Genomic DNA, 23181 nt, shown 5'->3' with positions numbered 1-23181 from the left:
CGAGAACACGATGGATTCAGACAACCAAAGCGCAGCGCATCCGGGCTTGTCCCTTCAAGACAGGGAAGAACAGCTGCGGCTGGCGATCGAGGCTGCCGAAATCGGGCTGTGGGACGTGGATGTGCTGACGGGCACCCTGTACTGGCCAGCGCGCGTCAAGGCCATGTTCGGAATGTCTCCGGATGCCCACGCCACGCTGCAGGACTTCGTCAACGGCCTGCACCCCGACGACCGGGTCGCTGTGACCCAGGCATTCTCCGATGCGCAGAACCCCGCGCTGCGCACCGTCTACGACGTCGAATACCGCACCATCGGCAAGGAGGACGGCGTGCTGCGCTGGGTGGCTGCCAGGGGTCGAGGGCTGTTCAACGAGGAGGGCGTGTGCACACGTGCCATCGGCACGGCCACCGACATCACGGCGCGCAAGTTGGCCAACGCCATGGAAGTCAGCAACCAGGTCCGCCTGCACCTGCTCGACAGCATCGAACGCGCGACCCGTCCGCTGACGGAAGCGGTTGAGGTCATGCAGGTCACCGCCCGGCTGCTCGGAGAGCATCTGGGCGCGACGCGCTGCGCATACGCAGATGTCGATCCTGACAACGACCGGTTCACCATCCGGAGCGACTGGTCGCAGGCCGGGGTGCCGTCCAGCGCGGGGGTCTACTCGCTCGAATTGTTTGGCTCTCAGGCGACCTCCCATCTTCGCAATGGCCACCACCTGGTCGTGAACGATGTGGACCGTGAACTCGGTGACGACGACGGCGGCCGCATGTTCAATGCCATCGGCATCAAAGCGATCGTCTGCGCCGGGCTGGTCAAAGCGGGACGGCTTGTGGCCATGATGGCTGTCCACGACCGCGCGCCCCGGCAGTGGCGCCAGGAGGAGCTGCGGATCATCACGGAGGTGGTGGACCGGTGCTGGGCCCACATCGAGCGCGTTCGCGATGCAAGCGCCCTGCGGGAACAGGACCGACGCAAGGACGAGTTCCTGGCCACGCTTGCGCACGAGTTGCGCAACCCGCTGGCACCGATGCTGTACTCGCTGTCCTTGCTGAAGCAGGCACCGGACATCAGGCAGGCCGTTCGCGCCCATGAGGTGATCGAGCGCCAGGCAAGGCATCTGTCGCGGCTGATCGACGACCTGCTCGACGTCTCACGCATCAACCGCGGCATCGTCGAGTTGAAACGCGAAGTCGTCGACGTGAGGCCGCTGTTGGCGCAGGCCCTCGAGGCGGCGACACCCGCTCTCGAACGCGCGAGGCACCATGTCGTTGTCCGGTTGCCGCAGACGCCGGTCCCGGTGGATGTGGACCCGGCCCGCATCGTCCAGGTCGTGACCAATCTGCTGAACAACGCAGCCAAATACACAGCCGACGGTGGGGAGGTGGCGCTGTCCGCGTGGATCCACGAAGGCCACGCCATCGTGGAAGTGTCCGACAACGGGTTCGGCGTCCCACCTGAAGATCACAAGCGTGTCTTCCAGCTGTTCACGCAGTTGGCCCACACCGGCACCAAGGCCCACGGCGGCTTGGGCATCGGCCTTTCGCTGGTGAAGAACCTGGTGGAGATGCATGGGGGCAGTGTGGAGTTGCGCAGTGAGGGCCTGAACGCGGGCAGCACGGTCACGTTCACGCTGCCCTTGGTGGCGGCCCCCCTCACGATCGACATGCCCGAACCGCCGAGCGCCGCCGTCCAGCCCGGTCGGGTGCTGGTCGTGGAGGACAACCCGGATGGCCTGGCCACGCTGGTGCAGCTGATCGAGGCGGAAGGTCACGATGTGCGCGGCGCAGCAGACGGCCCGCAGGCACTGCAGATTGCGGCCGAGTGGACGCCGACGGTCGTCCTGCTGGACCTGGGGCTGCCGGGCATGGATGGCCTGGAAGTGGCCAGGCGGCTGCGCGCCGATGTGGGTCTGCGCGATGCATCCATCGCTGCGTTGACGGGATGGGGAACGCAACGCGATCGGGAGCAGACGGCAGCGGCAGGATTCGATGCGCATCTGGCCAAGCCCATCGATCCGGATCACCTGCTTGACCTGATCAACCAGTGGATCGGCGTGCATGCGGGGTTGCGCAAGCAGCTGGACTGACTGCACGGCTCAGCCGCGCTGGCCGACGCACAGCACAGCCCCAGCTCCGGGGTCAGGCCGCCGCCAGCCGGTGGCCACGCGGCCGGCCGTTGGCATCGGCTAGTACCAGTCCGCCGGATAGAGCTGCCCGGCGTTCACGTCGACGTACCTGTACAGCGGCACGCCCGTCCATTCGGTCAAGTTGAAAACCGCCGCGGAGTTGGCCAGCTTTCTCACCTCCACCGTGGCCACCGACAAAGGTGTCAGCGGCTTGCAGACCGTCGGCGCGACCGAGGGACGCACGAAATAGACCGCGCTTTCCGTCGTCGTCGACGGGTTGGTGACACGCGTTGCCGTGACGGGGCGCCCTTCCCCATTGCCTTGCACCAGGAGGGCGGTTTCGACACCGATGCCGATGCCGCGCGCCGTCTTGTTGCCGCTCAACGACGCAGGGAGCACTCCGCCGCTGCATCCAAAGACGCTGCCCGACATGCTGACCGGCGCAACGATCCGCGCGATGAAGGTCACCAGGCGGCCCATGCGGTCTCGGCTGTCGAAGTGGGAATCGAAGATAAGGCTTTCCAGCGCAGGTAGAGCGATGAAGCCACCGCTCAGGCTCAAGGGCGAGGGGTCGAATATGATGTCCCTGTAGAACGGGTCGCGCATCGCCAATTCGGAAGTGGCCGAGTTGTAAAGCGCCGAATAGTCGAACTGCCCGAGTACTGCCAGGCCCGCGCTCGTGCCTCCGATCGGGACGTTCCTTTGCATCAGGCCCTTGAGCGTCTGCTCCAGCGCCGTCCCCTTCCAGAACCGGATGTACTGGCCCTGGTCGCCACCGGCGATGAAGACCACGTTGGCCTTGGCGACGATGGCGTTCACGGCCGCGCTGTTGGCCGCCTTCACGCTGGGAATCACGAGCGTTTCGACCGACGACAGGCCCATAGAGGCGCCGCCCACCCACTGGTCGGCGACCGTACCGGACGTCGAGAGGGCTTCATCGCTGTAGAAGATGTAGGGGTTGTAGGCGTCGGTTCCGCTGGCGCGGATCACGACGAAGCGCCCGCCGCTGCCACGTGTGATGCCTGCGCGCTGGATCAGCCACCGAAAGGCAGGATCCACATCGGGGCCTCCGCCCATCAGCACGAACGAGGGCGTCGGGCGGGACGCAGGCGCATGGACCGCAGCGTTGGCATTGCCCTGCGCGTAGTAGGAGTACAGCGGGATCGGCTTGGCGACTTCGAAGGTGGCTTGCGCAAGCACCGGGGGTGCGGCGATCCACGATGCCAGGGCGATGGCTGCCGGGCCGGCGACGCGGTGGCAAAGACGCGCGAGAGAGTGACGCAAGGCGTTGGGCGACATGAGTGGGCCTCGAAGGACTGCAGTGGGGTGAGGGGTTGCGGCCGCTGGACGCGCGCGTCAGCCGCGTTGCGCCTGCGATGGGCGCCGCCTGGCAACGGCCCGCAGCGACAGCAGCCCGCTCAGCACCAATGCGAGGACCTGCGGCTCGGGCACCGTCGACACGCCGAACGTCAGCGTCCCGAAGTCCCACATGCCCTCCGGTTCGTCGAATGCCCGGTCTTTGAAGGCGTCGTGGAACTCCAGGCGCAGCAACCCGTCGTCGCCCAATGGGAATTGCTGGAGGATCAGGCGCAGGTCCTGGAACCCGGCGTAGTGGCTGGTGCCTTCGAAGTCGTCGCCGCCCCCTGGCGTGAAGGTGACGCCATTGCCCAGCGAATCGCTGAAGGTCAATTGCATCTCCGACAGATAGCTCGGGCCGTAGCTGGTGAGCTGGATGTCCCACTTCAGGCTCTCGATGCTCGCGCCCGGGCCCAACGACAGTGCCTTGACGATGTTGCTGACGGCCCCTCGCTCGTCCATGTCCGCCACGCCGGAAACTTCCACGGTCACATACGCTGGACTGGCTTGTGCGGTGCCGACCAACACGGCTGCGCACAGGGCGGCCGCTGCCGAGAAGCGTTTCACATGGGCTGATGCTGTCATGGGTGATCGCTGCTGACGGTGGAAAGAATGGAGGCCGAAACGTCAGCGTCACGGGGATCGGTGGCTGGCCGCGTGCGATGCGCCGAGATGCAGTGTGCGGCCTTCCATGCGTTGCCGCAACAGCGCGAACGGATTGGCCTGGGTCGTGGGAGCTGCATGCCGCGCCGTGTGTTGAGCTGACGCCCCCCCGTGAATACCGCATGGGCGGGATGCACAGGCCAGGCTTCGGCCGGTGGGAATCACCTCACCGCGCGGTCAGCCGCGCACGACAAACCCGCCCGGCCCCACACATTCGGACTCCGCGTCAAAATGCTCCCGCGTTGCCATGGAGCCGGGCCATCCGGCGCCGCGCAACCCGTCGATTCCATGACTGCCCATTGAACCCTTTCACACACTCTCAAGAAAGCCGCATGTCGATCCAATCCATCCTGAAGTCTTCCGTCGCCGCGCTGGCGCTCGCCACCGGCGGTTCGCTGTTCGCCCAGGGCACGCCCATCAACACGGCGGCGTTCGACGCGCTGGTGGCGCAGGGCCCCGTCGCCGACGCGGCGACCGTCGCGGCCAGCACCTGGGCCAGCAAGATCAAGCAGGCCGGCACGCTGCGCCTGGGCGGCACCCAGACCTCCAATCTCTTCTCGCTGCTCAACGAGAAGGACGGCAAGATCCGCGGCTTCGACGCAGGCCTGGCCCAGCTGCTCACGCGCTACATCCTGGGCGACGGCTCCAAGTTCCAGTTCACGCAGGTGAACTCGTCAACGCGCGAACAGGTGCTGATCAACGACCAGGTGGACATGGTGTTCGCCACCTACTCCATCACCCCGGCGCGGGCCGAGAAGATTTCGTTCGCCGGCCCCTACTACACCTCGCAGGCCGGGGTGCTGGTCAAGTCGAGCAACAAGACCATCCAGTCGCACAACGATCTGGCCGGCAAGCGCACCGCCACGCAGGCCGGCTCCACGGGGCCCGCGATCCTGGCGCAGTTCGCGCCCAAGGCGACCGTGCAGGAGTTCCAGACCCACCAGGAAGCCCTGGACGCCCTGCGCCAAGGCCGCGTGGAGGCCTACGTGACCGACTACACGCTGCTGCTGAACGCCCTGAGCCAGGGCACGGGCGATGCCCAGCTGGCCGGCGCGCCGTTCGGCCCGCAGGACCCGTACGGCATCGGCCTGCCCAAGGGCTCGGATGGCGTGGCTTTCGTCAATGCGTTCCTGAAGAAGGTCCAGGCCGACGGCACCTGGGCCAAGCTGTGGACGGTGTCCATCGGCCAGCGCACCGGTAGCACGGCCGTGCCCACCCCGCCCGCCCTGCCCTGATCCATGGGCGGTGTCGCAAGGCTGCTGGCCGAGTACGGGCCTGCCTTCGGGCAGGCCCTTTTGCTGACGTGGAAGCTCACGGCCGTGTCGTTCGTGGCCGGCTTCGTGCTGGGCATGGTGGTGACGGTGCTGCGGCTTCTGCCGCTGGCGCCGCTGCGCTTCGTGCTCACCGTCTACGTCGAGATCTTCCGCAACATTCCCAGCGTGGCGCTGCTGATCTTCATCGTGTTCGCGCTGCCCGATCTCAACGTGCTGATCGACTACGAGCCGGCTGTGGTGCTGACCTTGACGCTGGTGTGTTCGGCATTCACGGCGGACTACCTGCGCACGGGCATCAACACCGTGGCCGGTGGCCAGGCCGAGGCCGCGCTGAGCCTGGGCATGCGGCCGATGCGCGTCGTCACGGCGGTGGTGCTGCCGCAGGCGCTGCGCTCGGTGGTGCAGCCGATGACCTCGCTGCTGATCGCGCTGATGCTGTCGACCTCGCTGGCGTCGCAGGTGCCGTTCCCGGGCCGCGAGCTCACCACGCTGGTGTCCAAGATCGCCACCGACTCGGCCGCCGGCATGGCCGCGTTCGCGGTGGCCGCCGCGCTGTACGTGGCGACCGGCCTGCTCATCGCCTGGGCCGGCGCCACGCTGGACAGGAAGGTGCGGATTCTGCGATGAGCCGCGCGCTCGAAGACATTCTGTTCGCCGCGCCCAGCGCGCAGGCCCGCCAGCGCACGCGCGTGGTGAGCGCGGTCGCCGCGGCCATGCTGCTGCTGATGGCGGCGGCGGTGGTGCTGCGCTTCCATTCCGCGGGGCAGCTCGAAGGGCGCCTCTGGGGGTTCTTCACGCAGCCGACCACCTGGGCCTTCCTGGGCAAGGGCCTGCTCGGCACGCTGGCCTCGGCGGCGATGGCGGCCGTCATCGCGCTGACGCTCGGGCTGGTGCTGCTGCTGGGGCGTATGGCCAAGCCGCGGCTGGTGCGCTGGCCGAGCATCGCGGTGATCGAGTTCCTGCGCGGCACGCCGACGCTGCTGCTCATCTACGTGTGCTTCCTGGTGCTGCCCTCGGCCGGCGTCAAGCTCAGCACCTACTGGATGCTGACCCTGCCCGTGGGCCTGAGCACCGCCGCTGTGGTGGCCGAGGTCTACCGCGCCGGCGTGCTCGCCGTGCCACGCGGCCAGACCGATGCGGCGCGCAGCCTGGGGCTGACCGAGGCCCAGGTGTTCTTCCAGATCGTGTTTCCCCAGGCGCTGCGCTACATCGTGCCGGCGCTGGTCGCGCAGCTGGTCATCGTGGTCAAGGACACGACCTTCGGCTATGTCGTCACCTACGGCGAGCTGATGCAGAACGCCAAGGTGCTCATCGCCAACTACAACGCGCTGGTGCCCGTGTACCTGGTGGTCGCGGCGCTCTACTGCCTGGTGAACTACGCGATATCCCGGGCCAGCAAACGGCTTGGCCGGCCGATGCACTGAGCCTGCGGCCTTGCTGGCCGCCCCGCTCCATGGCATAAGCTGCGCTGCGATTTTCTACAACCGAGGTAATCCATCATGTGCGATCTGAATGACCAGGCAGAGCTCAACAAGTACACCCGGCGCGACTTCGGCGCGTGGGCCGCGTCGGCCGGCCTGCTGGCCGCGCTGCCGCGCGTGGCCAACGCCGTGGCCGTGGCCGAGCGCGAGGTGACGATCGCCACGCCGGACGGCAGCTGCGACGCCTACTTCGTCGCCCCCACCGCGGGCCCCGCGCCCGGCGTGCTGGTGTGGCCCGACGTGTTCGGCCTGCGCCCGGCCTTCCGGCAGATGGGCAAGCGGCTGGCCGAATCGGGCTACAGCGTGCTCGTGGTCAACCCGTTCTACCGGCAGAAGAAGGCGCCCACCGCGCCGCAGGGCGGCCAGACGCCGATCGCCGAGGTGATGCCGCTGATGCAGGCGCTGACGCCAGCCATGCACCTCGCCGACGGCAGGACCTTCGTGGCCTGGCTCGACGCCCAGGCCGAGGTGGACAAGGCGCGCAAGCTGGGTACCACCGGCTACTGCATGGGCGGGCCGATCGCGGTGCGCACGGCCACCGTGGCGCCGGGCCGCGTGGGCGCGGTCGGCAGCTTCCATGGCGCCGCCATGGTCACCGCGGCGCCCGACAGCCCGCACCGCCTGGTGTCCCAGACCCAGGCGCGCTACCTGATCGCGGTGGCCGAGAACGACGATGCCAAGGACCCCGAAGCCAAGGCCGCCCTGCGCGCGGCGTTCGACAGCGCCAAGCTGCCGGCCGAGGTCGAGGTCTACCCGGCCGCCCACGGCTGGTGCCCGCCCGACACGCGGGTCTACGACGCCGCGCAGTCCGAGCGCGCGTGGACGCGCTTGCTGGCCACCTTCGGCACGGCGCTGGTCTGATCGCCCCTGCGCGCTCGGCATCCATCCCCGGCGCTGGCACCCGACCGATGGGCGCGCGGGGCCGGCCGTCTGGCTGGCTGACGTGACGGCACGGAAGGCGGCCATCGCGGCGCAGCTTTGCGCAGCGTGCCTGTCTGTCCTTGCGGGGCCTCAGCGCCCCGCACGTGCCGACGCGGCAGCCATCACCCCCGCGCCGCCAGCACGAAACACAGGTTGAACCACGCGTGGCACCCGATCGCCACGCCCAGCCCGCAGGCCTGGTAGACCAGGCCGAGCGCAAGCGACGGCACGACCACCGCCAGCGCGGGCCAGCTGCCATGCGCCAGCGCATGGCACAGCGCGAACACCAGGCTGGACAGCCCGATGGCCAGCGCCGTGCGCACCCGTGGCGACCCGGCCCACGCCCGGCGCTGCAGCCAGTCCTGCAGCCCCGCACGGAACACGATCTCCTCGGCCACCGGGGCAATCAGCAGCAGAGCCAGCAGCGCGTCCCAGGCCGGCGCCGACCCGCGCGGCGGCGTCTGCGCGGCCCACAGCATGGCGACGACCGGCGCCGCCAGCGCGACGGCGGCCACCTGCAGCGCCGCGCTGCGCAGCATTGGCAAGGGCCGCAGCGCATCCATCATGCGCGGGCGCGCGTGCGGCGCCAGACGATGCCGCCGGCCAGCAGCACCATGAGCCACAACATCGGGTCGAACGCGCCGCGGCCGATGGTGCAGCCACCGCCGCCGCCCTCGTCGCCGTACAGGGTCTCGACCACAGCCGGGTCGAGCCGCGCACTCGCCGGGTCTGCGCCCAGCGCGCGCAGCTCGGTCACCAGCTTCTCGGCGTACTGGTTCAGCAGGGTGGACTGCCCGTCCGTGACCAGGCCGCGCGCGCGGTAGTCCTGCAGCTGGCCCTGCAGCCGCTGCAGCCAGGCCGCGCCCTGCGAGAACTGCGCGGCCTTCTCAGCGGGCACGCTGGCCGTGTAGCCGCGCGCCACGCTCAGCGAGGCGGCATCGACGGACTTCAGCAGCTCGGTGGCTTCGCGCACGTAGAGGAACTTGATGTGGTCGCGCAGCAGCTGCGTGGACGGCTGGATCGGGAACTGCGCGAAGTTGGCGCACAGCGCGCCGCAGTCCAGACCACGGCCGTAGAGCGAGACACGCGCTTCCTCGATCATCTCGTCGGCGTCTGCCTGCAGCACGTAGCCGTCGCGCACGTTCTGCGTGGCCGCCGTCTTGAACTGGTCGAAGTAAGCCTGCGGCGTGGTGTAGAGCTGGTTCAGCGTGGCCGTGTCGAAAGGGCGGTGGGTGCCGTTCAGGAAGCACAGGCCGCCGGCGCCGGGCGGCACCTCGTTGTAGCCGCTGTCCAGCGCCACGGGCACTGCGAACGGCGCCAGCCGGATGCCACCCAGCGCGTTGCCACGGCTGTCGCGCTGCACGGTCACGCCATCGGCCTGCAGCGCGATGGTGGCGCTGCCGGGCGGCGTGGCCGTGCCCGCGGCCCACTTGCCCAACCAGTCGAGCGCCGAGGAAATGACGTAGCGGTCAGGGATGCGGCTGCGGCTCGGAAATGCGCATGCGTCGGCCAGCGCGGCCGTGGGCTGGTCACGCTGCAGCAGCGCGTAGCGCACGGCGAACGAGGCCCAGTCGGAGTGCGAGGTGCCGGCCATGGACCACACGCGGATGCGTTCGGTGTCTGGCTGGATCACGTTGATCTCGTTGGCCGAGGCCGGTGCCGTGTACTCGGTCTCCGACAGCAGCTTGAGCACCGGCAGGTTCAGGTCGGTGCGGATCTTCTCGCCGCCGATGTACAGCAGCGCCGCGTCGGCCACGGCCTCGTCACGCGGGTGGATGGCGTTGAAAAACACCGACAGCCGCCCCGCCGACTGCGACACGCCCGCCGCCAGCACCTGCCGCACCTGGCCAGACAGCGGCCCCATCACGTTGCCGCGGCGCACGGCTTGCAGGCCTTGCGCGTAGACGTCGTAGGACAGCGGGTCGCCGCTGTTGAACTGGCCGCCGGCCGTGAGGTCCAGCGTGGCGTAGCGCGTGGGGCTGAATTGCTTGAGCCCCAGCGTGGCGTTGACGATGGGGCCGTTCTGCGCCGTGATGCCGACCCAGGCATAGCCCTCGCGCAGCACGAACTCGTGCACGCGAAACCACAGCGCCTCGACGTCGTAGTTGCTCGTGGCATTCATCCACTCGACGATCACCTTGCCGTTGAAGCGCTGGCCGTCGGCAGGCCGACGGACCACCATGCGCGTCTTGTAGGCATGGCCGCTGGAGACGACCTGCGCCGTGGGCGAGGCGCTCGGGCGCGCACCGATGCCGCCGGCCACGGTGGCGTCGTAGCGGTTGGCCTGACCGCTGAAGAAAAACTCCTCCTCGACGTAGCCGCGCGCCGCCAGGTCCAGGTCGGTGCCGAAGAAGGTGCGGTTCCTGTCTGCCGACGCGAGGTCGGAACGGATCGGCCCCTCGATCTGCGGCGTGGGCACCGCGGCCTGGGCCAGCACGGCCGTACAGGCCATGACCACCGCCGCCACCGCGCGGCATGCGCGCGTCGCCCAGGGGCTGCGCCGCAGCGCGCTTGCTTCGTCATCTCGCATCGTTGTCTCCCGTTGTGGTTGGTCCCGTCCGCACTGTCGGGGCGCAGGGCTTCGCAAAATGTACGAAACGGTTTGTTTGGTGCAGCACAGGGCCATCCCTAGTTCTCGTAAGCGTCTGTAAACACGTCGGGAGCCTGGAAGGCGGCCACGCCCGCGCACGACCACAATGCGCCGCATGCCCGCCAGCCATGCCCCGCACCCCAGCATCCTGTTCGTCTGCACCGGCAACATCTGCCGCTCGCCCACGGCCCATGCGCTGCTGGTGGACAAGGCGCGCGCCATGTCGTGGCACGTGCATGTGGACAGCGCCGCGATCTCCGACGAGGAGCGCGGCAACCCCTTCGACTGCCGCGCCGCGGCCGAACTGCAACGGCGTGGCGTGCCCGCCCATGACCACTGCGCACGCCAGGTGCGGCGCGAGGATTTCGCGCGCTTCGACTGGATCGTCGGCATGACGCAGGCGCATTGCGCGGCGCTGCACCGACTGGCGCCAGCCGGCAGCCCTGCGCGCATCGCCCTGCTGCTGGACTTCGTGCCCGGCGCCCAGGGCCGGGACGTGCCCGACCCCTGGTATGGCAGCGCGCGCGACTTCGTGCACGCGTTCGACCTGATCGAGCGCGGCGTGGACGGCTGGCTGGCGCAGGTGCGCAGCGGCTAGTCGGGCTCGAACGCGAACGCGCGCAGGAACGCGCTCAGCCGGGCCGCCGCATCGCCCAGCCTGGCCTTGGGCTGCAGCACGCCCACCGGCTCCAGCGCGACGTTCACGCGCATGGCCACCTCGACCATCTCGCCACCGTCCAGCAGCGGGCGCACCAGGTTCAGCGGCAGCAGCGCCAGCAGGTCGTGGTGCCGCAGCAGCCACCACAGCATGGTGGGCGAGATGGTCACCACCGGATAGGTGCGCACCGGGCCGGGCCACTGGCCCAGCAACTCGTCCAGGCGCGTGCGCGCCTCCACATTGGCGGGCAGCTGCAGCCAGGTCTGGCGCGCCAGATCGGCCGGCGCGATGTGCGTGGCGCGGGCCAGCGGGTTGTCGGCCCGGCAGACGATGGCGAAGCGGTCGGCGCGCAGCGCATGGAATTCCCAGCCTTCGGGCAGCACGCGCGGCTTGCGGCAGGCCACCAGGTCGACCTCGCCGCGGCCGATGGCCAGCAGCTGGTCGCCGCCCTCGGCCTCGCGCAGCTGCACCACGATGCGCGGCTGCTGCGCGGCGAACGCCGTCAGCGCGGCCAGCAGCAGGCCGTTGGTGGCGGCGGCCGAGCCGATCAGCCGCACCAGGCCCTCGCCCTGCTGCTGGCGCGCGGCGATCACCTCGGCGCTGTCGGCCAGGCCCAGCATGAGCTGGCGCGCCACGGGCAGCAGGTCCAGGCAGGCCGGCGTGGGGCGCACGCCACGCGCGTGGCGCTCGAACAGCGGCGTGTCCAGCAGCCTCTCCAGGTAGGCCAGGGTCTGCGTGACGCCGGACTGCGTCATGGCGATGGCCTCGGCCGTGCGCTGCACGCTGCCCAGCTCGGCCAGGCGCAGCAGCACCTGCACATGGCGGAACTTGCCGCGCGACAGCAAGCGGTTGAGCAGGACGGAGGCGGTGTCGGCGGTCAAGGTATCGGAAAGTCTAATACCCGAGGGCTCTATTTAATTGGTCTCTGATGCCTCGCGGGCCGATCATGCGCGGCAAACCGAGAAAGCCGCCCCACGCGGCACCCCAGGAGACCCATGCGATTGCTGACACGCCTGCTGACCGCGGCCACCCTGCTGGGCCTGGCCGCCACGGCGTTCGCGCAGCCGCCAGTGCAGCACTGGCCGACGCGGACGCTGCGCATCGTGGTGCCGGCACCGCCCGGGGGGCCTTACGACCGATCGATCCGGCCGCTGGCACAGCACATGGCACGCACGCTGGGGCAGCCCATCGTCATCGACAACCGGCCCGGCGCCGGCAACATCATCGGCACGCAGGCCGGCGCCAGCGCCGCGCCCGACGGTTACACGCTGACCATGACGGGCCTGCAGAACGCCATCGCCGCCAGCGTCTACGACAAGGTGCCGTTCGACATCGTCGAGGACTTCGCCCACGTGGGCGCCATCGGCGAGGGGCCGCAGTGGCTGGTGGTGCGCACGGGCGCCGGCATCGCCAGCTTCGCGGACCTGCTCGCGCAGGCGCGCCAGGCGCCGGGCCGCATCGACTACGCCAGCTCGGGCGCCGGCAGCACCGGCCATCTGCTGATGGAGCAGCTGCAGCGCTCGGCCGACATCACGCTCACGCACGTGCCCTACAAGGGCGGCGCGCCCGCGCTGCAGGACGTGCTGGGCGGCGTGGTCGCCGTGATCGTGGTGCCGTCCAATGCCGCCATGGCGCCGGTGCAGGCCGGGCAGCTGCAGGTGCTGGCCGTGTCCAGCCGCGTGCGCAGCCCGCTCGTGCCGCAGGTGCCGACCTTTGCCGAGCTGGGCCTGCCGCAGCTCACGGTGAGCGCCTGGGTCGGCCTGTCGGCACCGCGCGGCACGCCCGCGCCCATCGTGCGCAAGCTCAACGCCGCGCTGCACGCGGCGCTGCGCGACCCGGCGATCGCCCGGCAGATGGACACCGAAGGCCTGACCGCGCTGCCCGACACGCCGGCGCACTACACGCAGCTGGTGCGCGACGACACGGCGCGCTTCGGCGAGTTGGTTCGCAGCCTCAACCTCAAGGCGAATTGACATGCCCTTCGCCACCTCGCAGGGCCGCCCCCTCTACTACGAGCGCCACGGCCAGGGCCCGGCCGTGCTGTTCCTGCACGGCGCCGGCTCCAACGCCGCCACCTGGTGGCAGCAGTTGCCCGCGTTCTCGGCGCGGCACACCTGCATCACCATGGACATCCGCTGCTTCGGCCGCTCGCCCGCGCCCCTGGACGAGTTCACGCTGGCGCTGTTCGTGGCCGATGCGCTGGCCGTGCTGGACCAGGAGGGCCTGGCGCGCGTGGCCGTCGTCGGGCAGTCGCTGGGGGGCATGGTGGGCCTGCGGCTGGCGCTGCAGCACCCGGCCCGCGTGGCCGCGCTCGTGGCCTGCGATTCCTCGCTGGCCATCGACCACCCGGAGCTGCTGGAGCGTGTGGCGCGCCGCCTGGCCAGCACGCAGGCCCTGGGCGTGGAGCAGCGCTCATTGGGCGCCTGGTTCCTGCAGCACCACCCCGAGCGTGCGGCGCTGTACGCGCAGATCAACCACTTCAACCCCAGCGCGCACACGCTCGCCGCCAGGGACTGGAGCGCCGCCGTGGCCGCGCTGTTGGAGCCGGCGAACCTGCTGCCCACCCAGGCGCTGCGCGACCTGGCCTGCCCCACGCTGCTGCTGGTCGGCAGCGAAGACCCGCTCGTGCCGGTGAGCGCCATGCGCGACGTGGCGGCGCTGGTGCGCGGCAGCGAGTGCGTCGTCGTGCCGCAGGCCGGCCACTCGGCCTACTTCGAAAAGCCCGTCGACTTCAACCGCCACGTGCTGGACTTCCTGGCGCGCCGCGCCACCTTTGCCTGACCGCCCTGCGCAGGCCCGCCCGTGCTGCCCAGGCCCCGGATGACAACGTTACCGACTTCTGGCCCCTCGCTGGCCGCGCCCTGAACCCAAGCCTTTGCCCACAACAGACAGGAGACTCCACGTGCACCCACGCCATCTCGCGCTCGCCCTCGCCACCCCATTGCTGCTCGCCGCCTGCGGTGGCAGCGACGGCGACGACGGCACCGCGCCACCGACCGAGCCGCCCACGGCCGTGACCTGCCCCGATGCCACCACCGCGCTGACCCGCGCCACCGTGCAGTTCAATGGCGTCGAGCGCGAGTACTTCGTCTACGCACCCAGCAATGCCGAGGCCCTCAAGGCACTGGACGCGCGCGCCATCGCCACCGTGGTGGCCTTCCACGACGCCGGCACCACGCCCGCCGCCACGGCCGAAGCCACCTGCTGGCACCGCGTGGCCGAGGAGAAGGGCTTCGTCGCGCTGTTCCCCACGGCACAGGGCGGCCAGTGGAACACCGCGGCCGATGCGGCCCGCGCCGACGACGCCGCCTTCGTGCGCGCCGCGCTGGCCGACATGCGCACGCGCTACGCGCTGTCCACCTCCAACATGGTCTACGCCACCGGCAGCGGCCAAGGCGGCGCCATGGCGCAGCTGATGGCCATGCGCTCGCCGGTCAACCTGCCGGCCGTGGCCAGCATCCGCGGCACGGCCGATGCAGCGGTGTTCTCGCTGCCCGCGGGCGAACTGCCCACCACGGCCATGTCGGCCTGGGTGCTGCGCGACGCCGGTGCGCTGTCGGCGAAGGAGTTGCAGCAGGTCGCCTACTGGAACCGCATGAACGGCGCGGCCGACGGCCAGGCGCAGGACACGGCGGACTTCGCGCGCACCACCTATGCGTCCACCACCAACCCGCGCCACCAGCTCACGCTGGCCGACTTCAAGCGCGCCGGCTTCGCAGGCAAGGCGCTCAGCGAGCAGATCTGGAACGAAATGTTCAACCCCGTCGTGCGCTTCAACGACGACACCACCGTCAACGGCAGCGTGCAGGTGCAGCAGAACGCCGAGCAGATGGGCCTGACCGACACCACGCTGGAGATCGCCGGCACGCAGCGCCGCTGGCTGACCTATGTGCCCAGCAACTACGCCGCGCTGACAGCCGGCGGCAAGACGCTGCCGCTGCTGCTGTCCTTCCACGGCCGCAACGGCTCGGCCCGCTGGCAGGCGCAGATCTCGCGCTGGCACGAGGTGGCCGAGGCGCGCGGCTTCATCGTGGTCTACCCGCAGGGCCTGAACGCGACCTGGAGCACCGGCATCGCCGCCGACAACCCCGACGTGCCGTTCGCGCTGGGCCTGATCGAGGAGCTCAAGCGCCGCCATGCGGTGGACGCGACGCGCATCGTGCTCAATGGCTCCTCGCAGGGCACGGCCTTCGTGAACCGCATGGCCGTGCAGTACCCGCAGCTGTTCGCGGCCATCGCGCCGTGCTACTCGGGCCATCTCTCCGCGGCCAGCTACGCCAATGCCATCGTGCGCACCGACATCGCCATGCCGGTCTGGCAGTGCCGCGGCGGCGACGAGCTGCCGACCGAATTCCCCGGCGGCACGGCCGGCGAGACCGCCGCGCGCACCTTCTGGCGCGAGACCGTGAACGGCAACTTCGGCCCGCCGCAGCTGGTGGTCGATGGCCGCAACCGCATCGAGGTCTGGAACGACGGCCGCGCCGAATACCGCTGGCAGGTCACCGACCACGTGCCGCACTTCTGGCATCCGGGCCAGGCGCTGCGCATGTGGGACGGCATGTTGTCCAGATACCGCCGCGCGGCCGACGGCACGCTCTCGCGCCAGTGAAGCTTTCACCATCACCCCAAGGAGACTCCATGCAACAACCCTTCTTCAAACGCAGCAGCGTCCAACTGGCGGCCTGCGCCGCCACCGCCGCCGCCCTCGTGGCCTGCGGCGGCTCGGGCGACGACCTGCCGCCCTCGCGCTCGGCCGGTTTGGTCTACGGCACCCCCACTGTGGCCGCCGCCGCCACGGGCGGCAGCACCGTCAGCGTGGCCGTGCTGACGCGCGACGGCATGAAGACCATCTCCACCGCGCCCGTGTCCACCGAGGTGGCCACTGCGCTGCAGGCGCAGCTGGCTCCCGGCGATCTGGTCGACTGGATCCCCGGCGCGACGGCCGACCAGGCCGCCGCCGCGCCGGACCCGGCACAGACCTTCAACGTGCTGATGTCCAAGGGCAGCGCCACGGCCGCGCAGTTCGACATGTCCAGGTACGGCGTGGAAGTCAGCCGCCACGAGGGCGCACCCGGCCCCATGGTGGCGGCCGGCTGGGTCTACGGCAAAACGCCCGGGACCATCACCGTGGGCGACGGCGGCCTGGTCAAGGCCGACATGGCCGGGCGCGCGTACGACACACCGATCAAGCGCTATGAGGAAACCTTCCAGGTCGCGCGCGACGTGAAGGTGTTCGCCGTGGACACCAGCGACTACGCCAAGAGCGCGGCGTCGGACTACGCGTCCATCCCGGTCACGGCCAACTACGACTACAGCACCACGTCGCGCCAGGCCGCCTACCTGCTGTTCGACCGCAACCACGAGCGCGCCGACAAGGCCAAGGTGGTGGCCATCTGGTACTTCACGCCGCAGTCGACCAGCGACGGCAAGCCCGTGTGGGACGTGCCCACGCTGAGCCCGCTGCTGGCCGACAAGGGCAACGACCCGGTCTCGGGCCAACCCTACGTGGCCATCAATGCCACGGGCGTCACGGCCGCGCCCTACACGCGCAGCACCGAGCCCTTCGAGATGGTGAAGGACACGCTGTACTTCGTGGGCGACAACGAAGTGTCCTCGTACATCCTGAAGGCCGACATGGGCACGCCCAACGACAAGTCGGACGACAAGATCATCAAGATCGACGCGGGCTGGGCCAACAGCGGCTACCAGTACTGGAAGAACATGGAGCTGCTGGGCATCGACCCGCGCTCGGTCACCGACCTGTGGCTGACCCACGGCCATGGCGACCACTACGGCACGGTGGTCGAGCAGCTGCGCATGATGGACAACGTGGGCAAGAAGCTCACGCTGTGGGGCTCCAAGGAAGACACGACCGGCATCCAGTCCGACCTGCAGGGCAACAGCTGGAACATCGCGCCCGCCCTGCCGGCCAGCGAGACCGAGATCCGCGCGCGCACCACCGAGTTCTACAAGTTCGACCAGTGGTATGAGTTCGGCAACGTGCGCATCATGGTGATCTTCTCGCCCGGCCACACGCCGGGCAGCACCAACATGCTGTTCCAGGTCAAGAACCCGGTGGACGGCAAGTTCGTCACCTTCGGCTACCACGGCGGCTACGGCTTCAACGGCATGGAGCGGCCCACCGCCACCAACGGTTGGCGCCGGCTGGCCTGGCAGCACGGCTTCAGCTACCTGCAGCAAAAGCTGGAGGTGGACTTCGTCGCGCCGCAGCACGCCAACCACTTCCCCATCGTGGAGGTGTACCAGGCGCTCAAGGCCTACAACCGCGACCCGGCCAACGCGAACAAGCAGCTGACCATGCTGGACGCGCTGCGCTCCAAGGTGTTCGACTCGCCCGTGGTGGCCGGCCAGAGCATCACCAGCGAATTCGCCAACCAGCTGGAAAAGCGCCGCTCCGTCGTGTCGTACAAGGCCACCGACAACGCGGCCAGAACGCGCATGAGCCTGGAGACATCGGGCCCGTTCAAGCCGGGCCGCGAGAACGGCCTCGTGAACGTGCGCGCCACGGTGCTGGACGACGCCAGGATCGTGCAAGGCTTCGTGGGCGCGCAGAACAAGAACCCGCTGATCCCGCTGCTGGCCGACGGCATGCCGACCACGCTGGACCCGTACACCAACGACCCGAACGGCTACTACGTGCAGGTCTCCATCGACGTGCAGGACCCGCTCTACAAGGGCTATCTGCCCGAGGGCTACACGCAGTTCAGCCCCGGCATGGGCACGAGCATCACCTACCAGGGCGGGCCGATCGAGTCCACGCATGCCGAGCGCGGCACGTACCACCCGCCCGAGGTGCTGCGCACGGTGCGCCTAGCGTCGCTGCAGGACGCGCAGAAGGTGCTGGCGCGCATCGTCAAGGGCGGCACCTACACCATCTCGCTGACCCCGGCCAGCGAGATCGTGGTGCCGGCCGACCCGGCGCAGACCTTCCAGTAGGCGGCAGGCCATGGCCCGGCACTGGACGAGGAAGAAGGCCCTGCGCGCCGGCCTGGTCGCGCTGGGCCTGGCGGCGGCCGTGGCCGCCTGGCAGCGCGACGCCATGCTGCACGGCGGCAGCGCCGAGCAGCAGCATGCGCTGGCCCAGCAGTTGCTGGCCCGCCATGGCGATGCGGCCCAGCACCAGCGCGCGCTGGCGCTGCTGCAGGCCGCCGCGCAACAAGGCCATGCCGAGGCCGCCTACACGCTGGCGCAATGGCACGACGGCTCGCGCGGCGGCCGCATCGACCGCGCGCGTGCGCTGGCGCTGCTGCAGCGCGCGGCCGAAGCGGGCCACCGCCAGGCGCAGGTCGCGCTGGCGTTCCACCACTTCAACGGCAGCGGCGGCGCTACCCGTGACATGGCGCAGGCCGCGCACTGGTTCGGCCAGGCCGCTGCCGGCGGCGCCGTGATCGCGCAATGCATGATGGGCGACCTGCACCGCACCGGCGCGGGCGGCGTGCCGCAGGACGATGCGCGTGCCATGCGCTGGTATGCGGCCAGCGCCACGCAGGACGACCGCTGCGCACCCAAGGCGCAATTTGCGCTGTATGTCGGCTACGAGGCCGGCCAGGGCGTGGCGCGCGACCTGGCCATCGCCACCGGCTGGTTGCGCAAGGCTGCCGAGGCCGGCAACCCGCGCGCCCAGTTCACGCTGGGCCGCGCCTACGAGACCGGCTACGGCGTGCCGCGCGACCACGAGCTGGCGCGCAGCTGGATCCGCAAGTCGCGCGAAGGCGTGTCATGGCATGACGACCACGAGCATGGCGAGCTGCGGGCGAGCTTTCCGAGTTGGGTGACGCAAGGCGGTGGCCTGGCGGTCTACCAGGCGCTGAGCAGGGCGAACTGATCCGCGCCTGCGTGCCACGCCTGGGCGGCGAAAGACCCCTCGCCACTCTCGGAGACTCTTTGCCAGTGCCTGCGAGGCGCTCCTACATTCGGCGCGCCATGCATTCCCCAGCCACCCGCGCCACCCTGGAGCACTGCCTTGCCGTCGTGCAGGACGCGGACGTGGACGATGAGTTGCGGACGCTGGCGCGGACCCTGCTCGAACATCTTCTGGACATGCACGATGCGCGCCGCATGCGCGTGTCCGTGCTGCTGCTGGCGCTGGACTCCCTGGCGCTGGTGCCCGGCCTGGAAGATTGCGTGCGCCAGTTGCGCGCGACGGCCGCGCGGGACGCGGCCCCGGGCGGCTGAACCGCAAGGGCGCGCCAGCACGGGCGCCGCACAGCGAACAGCGACAGGGTACGCCGTCATGGCCTGCTGCCATGGCCCGGCCCCTTCCTCTTGCGCGCCAACTGGCGTTCGTCCTACCGGCTGGCCCCACGCGGCTTCTTACGCTGGGGGTGTCCCCAACCGCGCCACCTTCGGCGCAGCGGATGAAAGCTAAAGGAATCGAAATGAAGAAACTGTTACTCGCCACGGGACTCGTCCTTGCACAGACGGCCGGCATGCACGCGTTCGCGCAGACCTCTGCGACCCCCACCCCGTCGACCCAGGCCAACGGCGAGAAGAGCACGGTGCCAGCCGACCCGAAGTCAGGCGTCGACGGCCGGCGCACGGGCGGCATGGCGCCCAAGGCAGGTGACACCCCTGCGCGCGTGCAGGCGCCCGCACCCATGACCGGGTCGCTGGGCGAAAAGGGCACCGCACCGGCGAACCCCAAGTCCGCCGCCGACGGCACGCGCGCTGGCACCATGGCCCCCAAGGCCGGCGCCACCCCCGCCCGCGTCCCGGCGCCCACGCCGACGACCGAGGCCAATGGCGAAAAGGGCATGGCACCGGCAACCGGCAAGGGCATGGCGCCCGCCAAGTAACTGCGCGAGCACACCGCACGCGGCGCCGTTCGGCGTCCCGTGCGCCTGCCGGCCTGCCCTTGGCGGACGCCGGCAGGCCCTCACGAGGAGCCGCCTGGCCCTACCCCACCGACCCCGTGATCGGCAACACCACCCCACTGATGTAGCTTGAACAGCAAGGCGCCGCCAGGAATACGAACGCCGGCGAGATTTCCTCGGGCTGGGCGGCGCGCCCCATGTCGGTCGCACCGCCGAACTGCGCGATCTCGTCGGCCGGCCTGTCGGCCGGATTGAGCGGCGTCCACACGGGGCCCGGCGCCACCGCATTGACGCGGATGCCCTTGTCCATGAGGTTGGCGGCCAGCGACATCGTGAAGGCGTGGATGGCGCCCTTGGTGGCTGAGTAATCCAGCAGATGCTTGCTGCCCTTGAGCCCCGTGACCGAGCCGCAGTTCACGATGCTGGCGCCCCGCTGCAGGTGCGGCACGGCCGCCTTGGCCATGTGGAAGTAGCCGTAGACGTTGGTGCGCAGCGTCTCGTCGAAGCGCTCTTCGCTCAGGTCGCCGATGTCCTTGGCGTGCTCCTGGAAGGCCGCGTTGTTCACCAACACGTCGAGCTTGCCGAACGCCTGCACGGTCTGCTCCACGGCCCGCCGGCAGAAGGCCGCGTCCTTCACGTCGCCGGGGATCAGCAGGCAGCGGCCGCCCTCGGCCTCCACATGCTGCTTCGTCAGCACCGCATCCTCGTGCTCGTTGAGGTAGACGATCGCCACGTCCGCTCCTTCGCGCGCATACAGCACCGCCACGGCGCGGCCGATGCCGGAATCACCGCCCGTGATCAGCGTGGCGAAGCCGGCGAGCTTGCCGCTGCCCTTGTAGTGCGGCGCCTCGAAGCGCGGCTTTTGCGTCATCTCGGCTTCGTGGCCGGGCTTGGCCAGGTGCTGGCGCGACATCGGTGGCGCAGGCTCGTCGCGGTGCGGGCCGGGCGCGGCCTGCCCGCTCGTGCCATCCGGGCCGCCCTGGCCCCTGGCCTGCGCGCGCTCCTGGGCGTCGCGGTGGTCCTGCTCGCGCTGGATGCGTTGCTGCTTGTGGGCCGTGGCATCCGCCGCGGCGCTGGCCTCGGGCCTGTCGATGGGCTTGCCGGTCTTCCTGGTCATGCGAAGGTCTCCTGTGAACACGCAAAGCGCCATGCTCACGCGGGATCGACGCGCCGGGGTTCGGACGGCTGCGCCGCAGCCTGTCAGCCGCGATGCCGCGCGCCGCTCCTACGCCCGCAAGCGACTGGGCCTACAGGCCCGCCACGAGGCCGTGCCTAAGCTTGTGCCACACAACGAACAGGAGCAATCCCATGGCACGCAGCAGCATTCTTGGCGGCGAGACCGCACCCGCACGCGCATCGGGCAACGACGTCGACGCACTCGGCCCCAGCAACAGTTCCGATAGCGGCAGCGACGTGCAGGGCGAGCGCCCGATGGCCACTGCGCCGGACAACCAGGCCGAGTGGGGCGCCGTCGTCTCCGAACACGACTCGGACAGCGACGCCACCGGCACGGGCGAGCGCGCGTCGGCCGCCGGTGACGGTGGCCGCGACAATGCCGACATCCTGCCCGACCGCATCGTCACGCCTGGCCTGGGTGGCACCAGCACCGATGCGCTGGGCGACGTGGGCGACATCGCCGGCGAAGACGGCGAGAGCCTGGACGAGGCCATCGAAGGCACGGGCGACGACGACGACGCGGTCTAGTCGCCCAGCTGCGCACGCAGTGCGCGCTTGAGCACCTTTCCGTAGCTGCTCTTGGGCAGCGCATCCACGAACACATAGCGCTTGGGGCGCTTGAACCGCGCGATGCGTTCCAGGCAGTGCGCGTCCAGCGCGGCAGGCTGCACACCTGTGCCGGGAGCGGTGACCACGAACGCGACCACGACCTCGCCCCACTGCGCATCGCGATCGCCCAGCACGCAGACCTCGGCCACACCGGGATGCGACAGCAGGGCTTCCTCGACCTCACGCGGGTAGATGTTGGAGCCGCCGCTGATCACCACGTCCTTGGAGCGGTCGCGCAGTGTGAGGAAGCCGCGCGCATCCAGCACGCCGATGTCCCCCGTGTACAGCCAGCCGCCCGCGCCCTGCGGCAGGGCCTGGGCCGTGGCCTCGGGGTTGCGCCAATAGCCGGCCATGACGGTCGGCCCACGCACCACGATCTCGCCGGGCTCGCCCGCTGCAAGCGGCTGGCCGGCGTCGTCGAGCACGGCCACCTCGGTCCCCGTGCGCGGCCAGCCCACGGAGGCCAGCACGGCCGCGTCGTCCACGCGGTGGTCGGCCTGGGCCAGGCCGGTGATCGTCATGGGCGATTCGCCCTGGCCGTATATCTGCGCGAACACCGGGCCGAACGCGGCCAGCGACTTGCGGATCTCCTCCAGGTACATGGGCCCGCCGCCGTAGACGATGCTGCGCAAGTGCGCCGGCCGGCGCCCGCCGCGCGCGACCAGGGCTTCGCGCAGGCGCTGCACCATGGTGGGCGCCAGGAACGCGCCGCAGCCGGGGTGCACATCGCACAGGCCCAGGAACTCGGCCGGCTCGAACGCCGACGAGGCCGGCACCACCTGCCGGGCGCCGCGCGCCAGCGCGGGCAGCAGGTACAGGCCCGAGCCGTGCGACATGGGCGCCGCGTGGATCTGGCTGCACTGCGCGTCCAGCGTTTCCATGTCGGCCAAGTGCGCCACCGTCATCGCCATCAGATTGCCATGCGTCAGCATCGCGCCCTTGGAGCGGCCCGTGGTGCCGCTCGTGTAGAACAGCCAGGCCAGCGTGTCGGGCGTGGTGGCGGCGATGCAGAACGCGGCCGGCTCCAGCAGCGCCGCGTAGGCCGGGCTGTCCATGGCGATGACCTCGCAGGGCAGTGCGGCGTGCAGGTCCGCCGCGAGCGCGGGGGATGCGAGCGTGAGCACGGCGCCAGCGTCGTCCACGATCTGGCGCACCTCGCGCGGGTGCAGCTTGTAGTTGACGGGCACGGCCACCATGCCGGCCGCCCAGATGGCACACAGCAGCTCGACGATCTCGGGCCGGTTCTCGGAGGCGATGGCGATGCGCTCGCCGGCCGCGTGGCGCGCCCGCAGCGCGGCGGCGATGCAGCCCACGCGGTGGCGCAGCGCCCCATACGTCCAGCACAGCGCCGTGCCGCGGTAGACGGCGCCCTGCTCGGCAAAGCGCGTGGCGGACTGGGCGAGCAGGCTGCAGAGGTTCATGGCGGCGCGGCGGCGTTGGCGGGGGAGCGCCAGCATAGCGCCGGGGCCCGCGCCACCGAGGCGTCATGCG

General features: G+C 70.2%; 21 protein-coding genes. 14 read left to right on the top strand and 7 right to left on the bottom strand.

What is annotated here, in order from left to right; genetic code table 11:
- Window positions 1–10 precede the first annotated feature (10 nt).
- On the top strand, window positions 11–2089 hold the full coding sequence (locus tag ASF43_RS13080; RefSeq protein WP_082497826.1) for an ATP-binding protein: 2079 nt from the start codon (window positions 11–13) through the stop codon (window positions 2087–2089).
- 99 nt (window positions 2090–2188) lie between these two features.
- On the opposite strand, the gene ASF43_RS13075 is transcribed toward ASF43_RS13080, so the two are convergent.
- Both ASF43_RS13075 and ASF43_RS13070 read right to left on the bottom strand, forming a co-directional pair.
- Window positions 2189–3427, bottom strand: a complete 1239-nt coding sequence (locus tag ASF43_RS13075) for a cyanophycinase (RefSeq protein WP_082497825.1) — start codon at window positions 3425–3427, stop codon at window positions 2189–2191.
- 57 nt (window positions 3428–3484) lie between these two features.
- The gene (locus ASF43_RS13070; RefSeq protein WP_156373300.1) at window positions 3485–4069 is read right to left on the bottom strand and encodes a PEP-CTERM sorting domain-containing protein; all 585 of its coding nucleotides are present in this window, start codon (window positions 4067–4069) and stop codon (window positions 3485–3487) included.
- 410 nt (window positions 4070–4479) lie between these two features.
- On the opposite strand from ASF43_RS13070, the gene ASF43_RS13065 reads away from it, so the two are divergent.
- The 4 genes from ASF43_RS13065 (at window position 4480) to ASF43_RS13050 (ending at window position 7763) form a co-directional block, all read left to right on the top strand.
- The gene (locus tag ASF43_RS13065) at window positions 4480–5382 is read left to right on the top strand and encodes a glutamate ABC transporter substrate-binding protein (RefSeq protein WP_056181520.1); all 903 of its coding nucleotides are present in this window, start codon (window positions 4480–4482) and stop codon (window positions 5380–5382) included.
- Window positions 5383–5385: 3 nt separating this feature from the next.
- Window positions 5386–6048 carry an ABC transporter permease subunit gene (locus ASF43_RS13060; protein ID WP_056181517.1) on the top strand — a complete coding sequence of 221 codons (663 nt, stop codon included), beginning with the start codon at window positions 5386–5388 and terminating at the stop codon, window positions 6046–6048.
- Window positions 6045–6845, top strand: a complete 801-nt coding sequence (locus tag ASF43_RS13055) for an amino acid ABC transporter permease (protein ID WP_056181514.1) — start codon at window positions 6045–6047, stop codon at window positions 6843–6845. The genes ASF43_RS13060 and ASF43_RS13055 overlap by 4 nt, the downstream gene beginning before the upstream one ends.
- A gap of 75 nt (window positions 6846–6920) precedes the next feature.
- Window positions 6921–7763, top strand: coding sequence for a dienelactone hydrolase family protein (locus tag ASF43_RS13050; protein ID WP_056181511.1), 843 nt, complete (start codon window positions 6921–6923; stop codon window positions 7761–7763).
- Between the two features lie 182 nt (window positions 7764–7945).
- On the opposite strand, the gene mrtJ is transcribed toward ASF43_RS13050, so the two are convergent.
- A complete protein-coding gene (mrtJ, locus tag ASF43_RS13045; protein ID WP_082497824.1) occupies window positions 7946–8389 on the bottom strand; it encodes a JDVT-CTERM system glutamic-type intramembrane protease in 444 nt (147 codons plus the stop codon).
- Window positions 8386–10353, bottom strand: a complete 1968-nt coding sequence (locus tag ASF43_RS13040; protein WP_156373299.1) for an alpha/beta hydrolase domain-containing protein — start codon at window positions 10351–10353, stop codon at window positions 8386–8388. Before ASF43_RS13040 ends, mrtJ begins: the two co-directional genes overlap by 4 nt.
- 175 nt (window positions 10354–10528) lie before the next feature.
- On the opposite strand from ASF43_RS13040, the gene ASF43_RS13035 reads away from it, so the two are divergent.
- Window positions 10529–11011: a low molecular weight protein-tyrosine-phosphatase gene (locus tag ASF43_RS13035; RefSeq protein WP_156373298.1), complete on the top strand. Its 483-nt coding sequence runs from the start codon at window positions 10529–10531 to the stop codon at window positions 11009–11011.
- On the opposite strand, the gene ASF43_RS13030 is transcribed toward ASF43_RS13035, so the two are convergent.
- Complete coding sequence (locus tag ASF43_RS13030) at window positions 11008–11952, bottom strand: LysR family transcriptional regulator (protein WP_056181500.1); 945 nt, start codon at window positions 11950–11952, stop codon at window positions 11008–11010. The two genes, ASF43_RS13035 and ASF43_RS13030, sit on opposite strands and share 4 nt — an antisense overlap.
- 114 nt (window positions 11953–12066) lie before the next feature.
- On the opposite strand from ASF43_RS13030, the gene ASF43_RS13025 reads away from it, so the two are divergent.
- The 7 genes from ASF43_RS13025 to ASF43_RS12995 all read left to right on the top strand — a co-directional run bounded on the left by ASF43_RS13025 (window position 12067) and on the right by ASF43_RS12995 (window position 19887).
- Entirely contained in the window at window positions 12067–13044 is a 978-nt protein-coding gene (locus tag ASF43_RS13025) for a tripartite tricarboxylate transporter substrate binding protein (RefSeq protein ID WP_082497823.1), read from the top strand.
- Between the two features lies 1 nt (window position 13045).
- Window positions 13046–13852 carry an alpha/beta fold hydrolase gene (locus ASF43_RS13020; protein ID WP_056181495.1) on the top strand — a complete coding sequence of 269 codons (807 nt, stop codon included), beginning with the start codon at window positions 13046–13048 and terminating at the stop codon, window positions 13850–13852.
- A gap of 121 nt (window positions 13853–13973) precedes the next feature.
- Window positions 13974–15680, top strand: coding sequence for a PHB depolymerase family esterase (locus ASF43_RS13015; protein ID WP_156373297.1), 1707 nt, complete (start codon window positions 13974–13976; stop codon window positions 15678–15680).
- Between the two features lie 29 nt (window positions 15681–15709).
- Window positions 15710–18028 carry an MBL fold metallo-hydrolase gene (locus ASF43_RS13010; RefSeq protein ID WP_056181491.1) on the top strand — a complete coding sequence of 773 codons (2319 nt, stop codon included), beginning with the start codon at window positions 15710–15712 and terminating at the stop codon, window positions 18026–18028.
- 10 nt (window positions 18029–18038) lie between these two features.
- Window positions 18039–18917: a tetratricopeptide repeat protein gene (locus ASF43_RS13005; protein WP_056181488.1), complete on the top strand. Its 879-nt coding sequence runs from the start codon at window positions 18039–18041 to the stop codon at window positions 18915–18917.
- A gap of 98 nt (window positions 18918–19015) precedes the next feature.
- Window positions 19016–19267, top strand: coding sequence for a hypothetical protein (locus ASF43_RS13000; protein ID WP_056181485.1), 252 nt, complete (start codon window positions 19016–19018; stop codon window positions 19265–19267).
- Window positions 19268–19470: 203 nt separating this feature from the next.
- Window positions 19471–19887, top strand: a complete 417-nt coding sequence (locus ASF43_RS12995; RefSeq protein WP_056181482.1) for a hypothetical protein — start codon at window positions 19471–19473, stop codon at window positions 19885–19887.
- A gap of 100 nt (window positions 19888–19987) precedes the next feature.
- On the opposite strand, the gene ASF43_RS12990 is transcribed toward ASF43_RS12995, so the two are convergent.
- Window positions 19988–21022 (bottom strand): SDR family oxidoreductase, encoded by a 1035-nt coding sequence (locus ASF43_RS12990; RefSeq protein ID WP_056181479.1) that lies wholly within the window; start codon window positions 21020–21022, stop codon window positions 19988–19990.
- Window positions 21023–21213: 191 nt separating this feature from the next.
- On the opposite strand from ASF43_RS12990, the gene ASF43_RS12985 reads away from it, so the two are divergent.
- Complete coding sequence (locus ASF43_RS12985) at window positions 21214–21609, top strand: hypothetical protein (RefSeq protein WP_056181475.1); 396 nt, start codon at window positions 21214–21216, stop codon at window positions 21607–21609.
- On the opposite strand, the gene ASF43_RS12980 is transcribed toward ASF43_RS12985, so the two are convergent.
- On the bottom strand, window positions 21606–23111 hold the full coding sequence (locus tag ASF43_RS12980; protein ID WP_056183370.1) for an AMP-binding protein: 1506 nt from the start codon (window positions 23109–23111) through the stop codon (window positions 21606–21608). The genes ASF43_RS12985 and ASF43_RS12980 overlap by 4 nt on opposite strands.
- Window positions 23112–23181 lie beyond the last annotated feature (70 nt).

The organism is Pseudorhodoferax sp. Leaf267, from assembly GCF_001422405.1.
Classification (GTDB): Bacteria; Pseudomonadota; Gammaproteobacteria; order Burkholderiales; family Burkholderiaceae_C; genus Pseudorhodoferax.
Note: the sequence above shows the minus strand (reverse complement) of the source record. Positions and strands in the feature narration are given on the sequence as shown.

Excerpts from the sequence above, each read along its gene's own strand:
- ASF43_RS12985 (WP_056181475.1), top strand. The coding sequence starts at position 21,214 with ATGGCACGCAGCAGCATTCTTGGCGGCGAGACCGCACCCGCACGCGCA.
- ASF43_RS13020 (WP_056181495.1), top strand. The coding sequence starts at position 13,046 with ATGCCCTTCGCCACCTCGCAGGGCCGCCCCCTCTACTACGAGCGCCAC.
- ASF43_RS12990 (WP_056181479.1), bottom strand. The coding sequence starts at position 21,022 with ATGACCAGGAAGACCGGCAAGCCCATCGACAGGCCCGAGGCCAGCGCC.
- ASF43_RS13055 (WP_056181514.1), top strand. The coding sequence starts at position 6,045 with ATGAGCCGCGCGCTCGAAGACATTCTGTTCGCCGCGCCCAGCGCGCAG.
- ASF43_RS13000 (WP_056181485.1), top strand. The coding sequence starts at position 19,016 with ATGCATTCCCCAGCCACCCGCGCCACCCTGGAGCACTGCCTTGCCGTC.
- ASF43_RS13080 (WP_082497826.1), top strand. The coding sequence starts at position 11 with ATGGATTCAGACAACCAAAGCGCAGCGCATCCGGGCTTGTCCCTTCAA.
- ASF43_RS13040 (WP_156373299.1), bottom strand. The coding sequence starts at position 10,353 with ATGCGAGATGACGAAGCAAGCGCGCTGCGGCGCAGCCCCTGGGCGACG.
- ASF43_RS13070 (WP_156373300.1), bottom strand. The coding sequence starts at position 4,069 with ATGACAGCATCAGCCCATGTGAAACGCTTCTCGGCAGCGGCCGCCCTG.
- ASF43_RS13060 (WP_056181517.1), top strand. The coding sequence starts at position 5,386 with ATGGGCGGTGTCGCAAGGCTGCTGGCCGAGTACGGGCCTGCCTTCGGG.
- ASF43_RS12980 (WP_056183370.1), bottom strand. The coding sequence starts at position 23,111 with ATGAACCTCTGCAGCCTGCTCGCCCAGTCCGCCACGCGCTTTGCCGAG.
- ASF43_RS13025 (WP_082497823.1), top strand. The coding sequence starts at position 12,067 with ATGCGATTGCTGACACGCCTGCTGACCGCGGCCACCCTGCTGGGCCTG.
- ASF43_RS13065 (WP_056181520.1), top strand. The coding sequence starts at position 4,480 with ATGTCGATCCAATCCATCCTGAAGTCTTCCGTCGCCGCGCTGGCGCTC.
- ASF43_RS13035 (WP_156373298.1), top strand. The coding sequence starts at position 10,529 with ATGCCCGCCAGCCATGCCCCGCACCCCAGCATCCTGTTCGTCTGCACC.
- ASF43_RS12995 (WP_056181482.1), top strand. The coding sequence starts at position 19,471 with ATGAAGAAACTGTTACTCGCCACGGGACTCGTCCTTGCACAGACGGCC.
- ASF43_RS13010 (WP_056181491.1), top strand. The coding sequence starts at position 15,710 with ATGCAACAACCCTTCTTCAAACGCAGCAGCGTCCAACTGGCGGCCTGC.
- ASF43_RS13050 (WP_056181511.1), top strand. The coding sequence starts at position 6,921 with ATGTGCGATCTGAATGACCAGGCAGAGCTCAACAAGTACACCCGGCGC.
- ASF43_RS13075 (WP_082497825.1), bottom strand. The coding sequence starts at position 3,427 with ATGTCGCCCAACGCCTTGCGTCACTCTCTCGCGCGTCTTTGCCACCGC.
- ASF43_RS13005 (WP_056181488.1), top strand. The coding sequence starts at position 18,039 with ATGGCCCGGCACTGGACGAGGAAGAAGGCCCTGCGCGCCGGCCTGGTC.
- mrtJ (WP_082497824.1), bottom strand. The coding sequence starts at position 8,389 with ATGATGGATGCGCTGCGGCCCTTGCCAATGCTGCGCAGCGCGGCGCTG.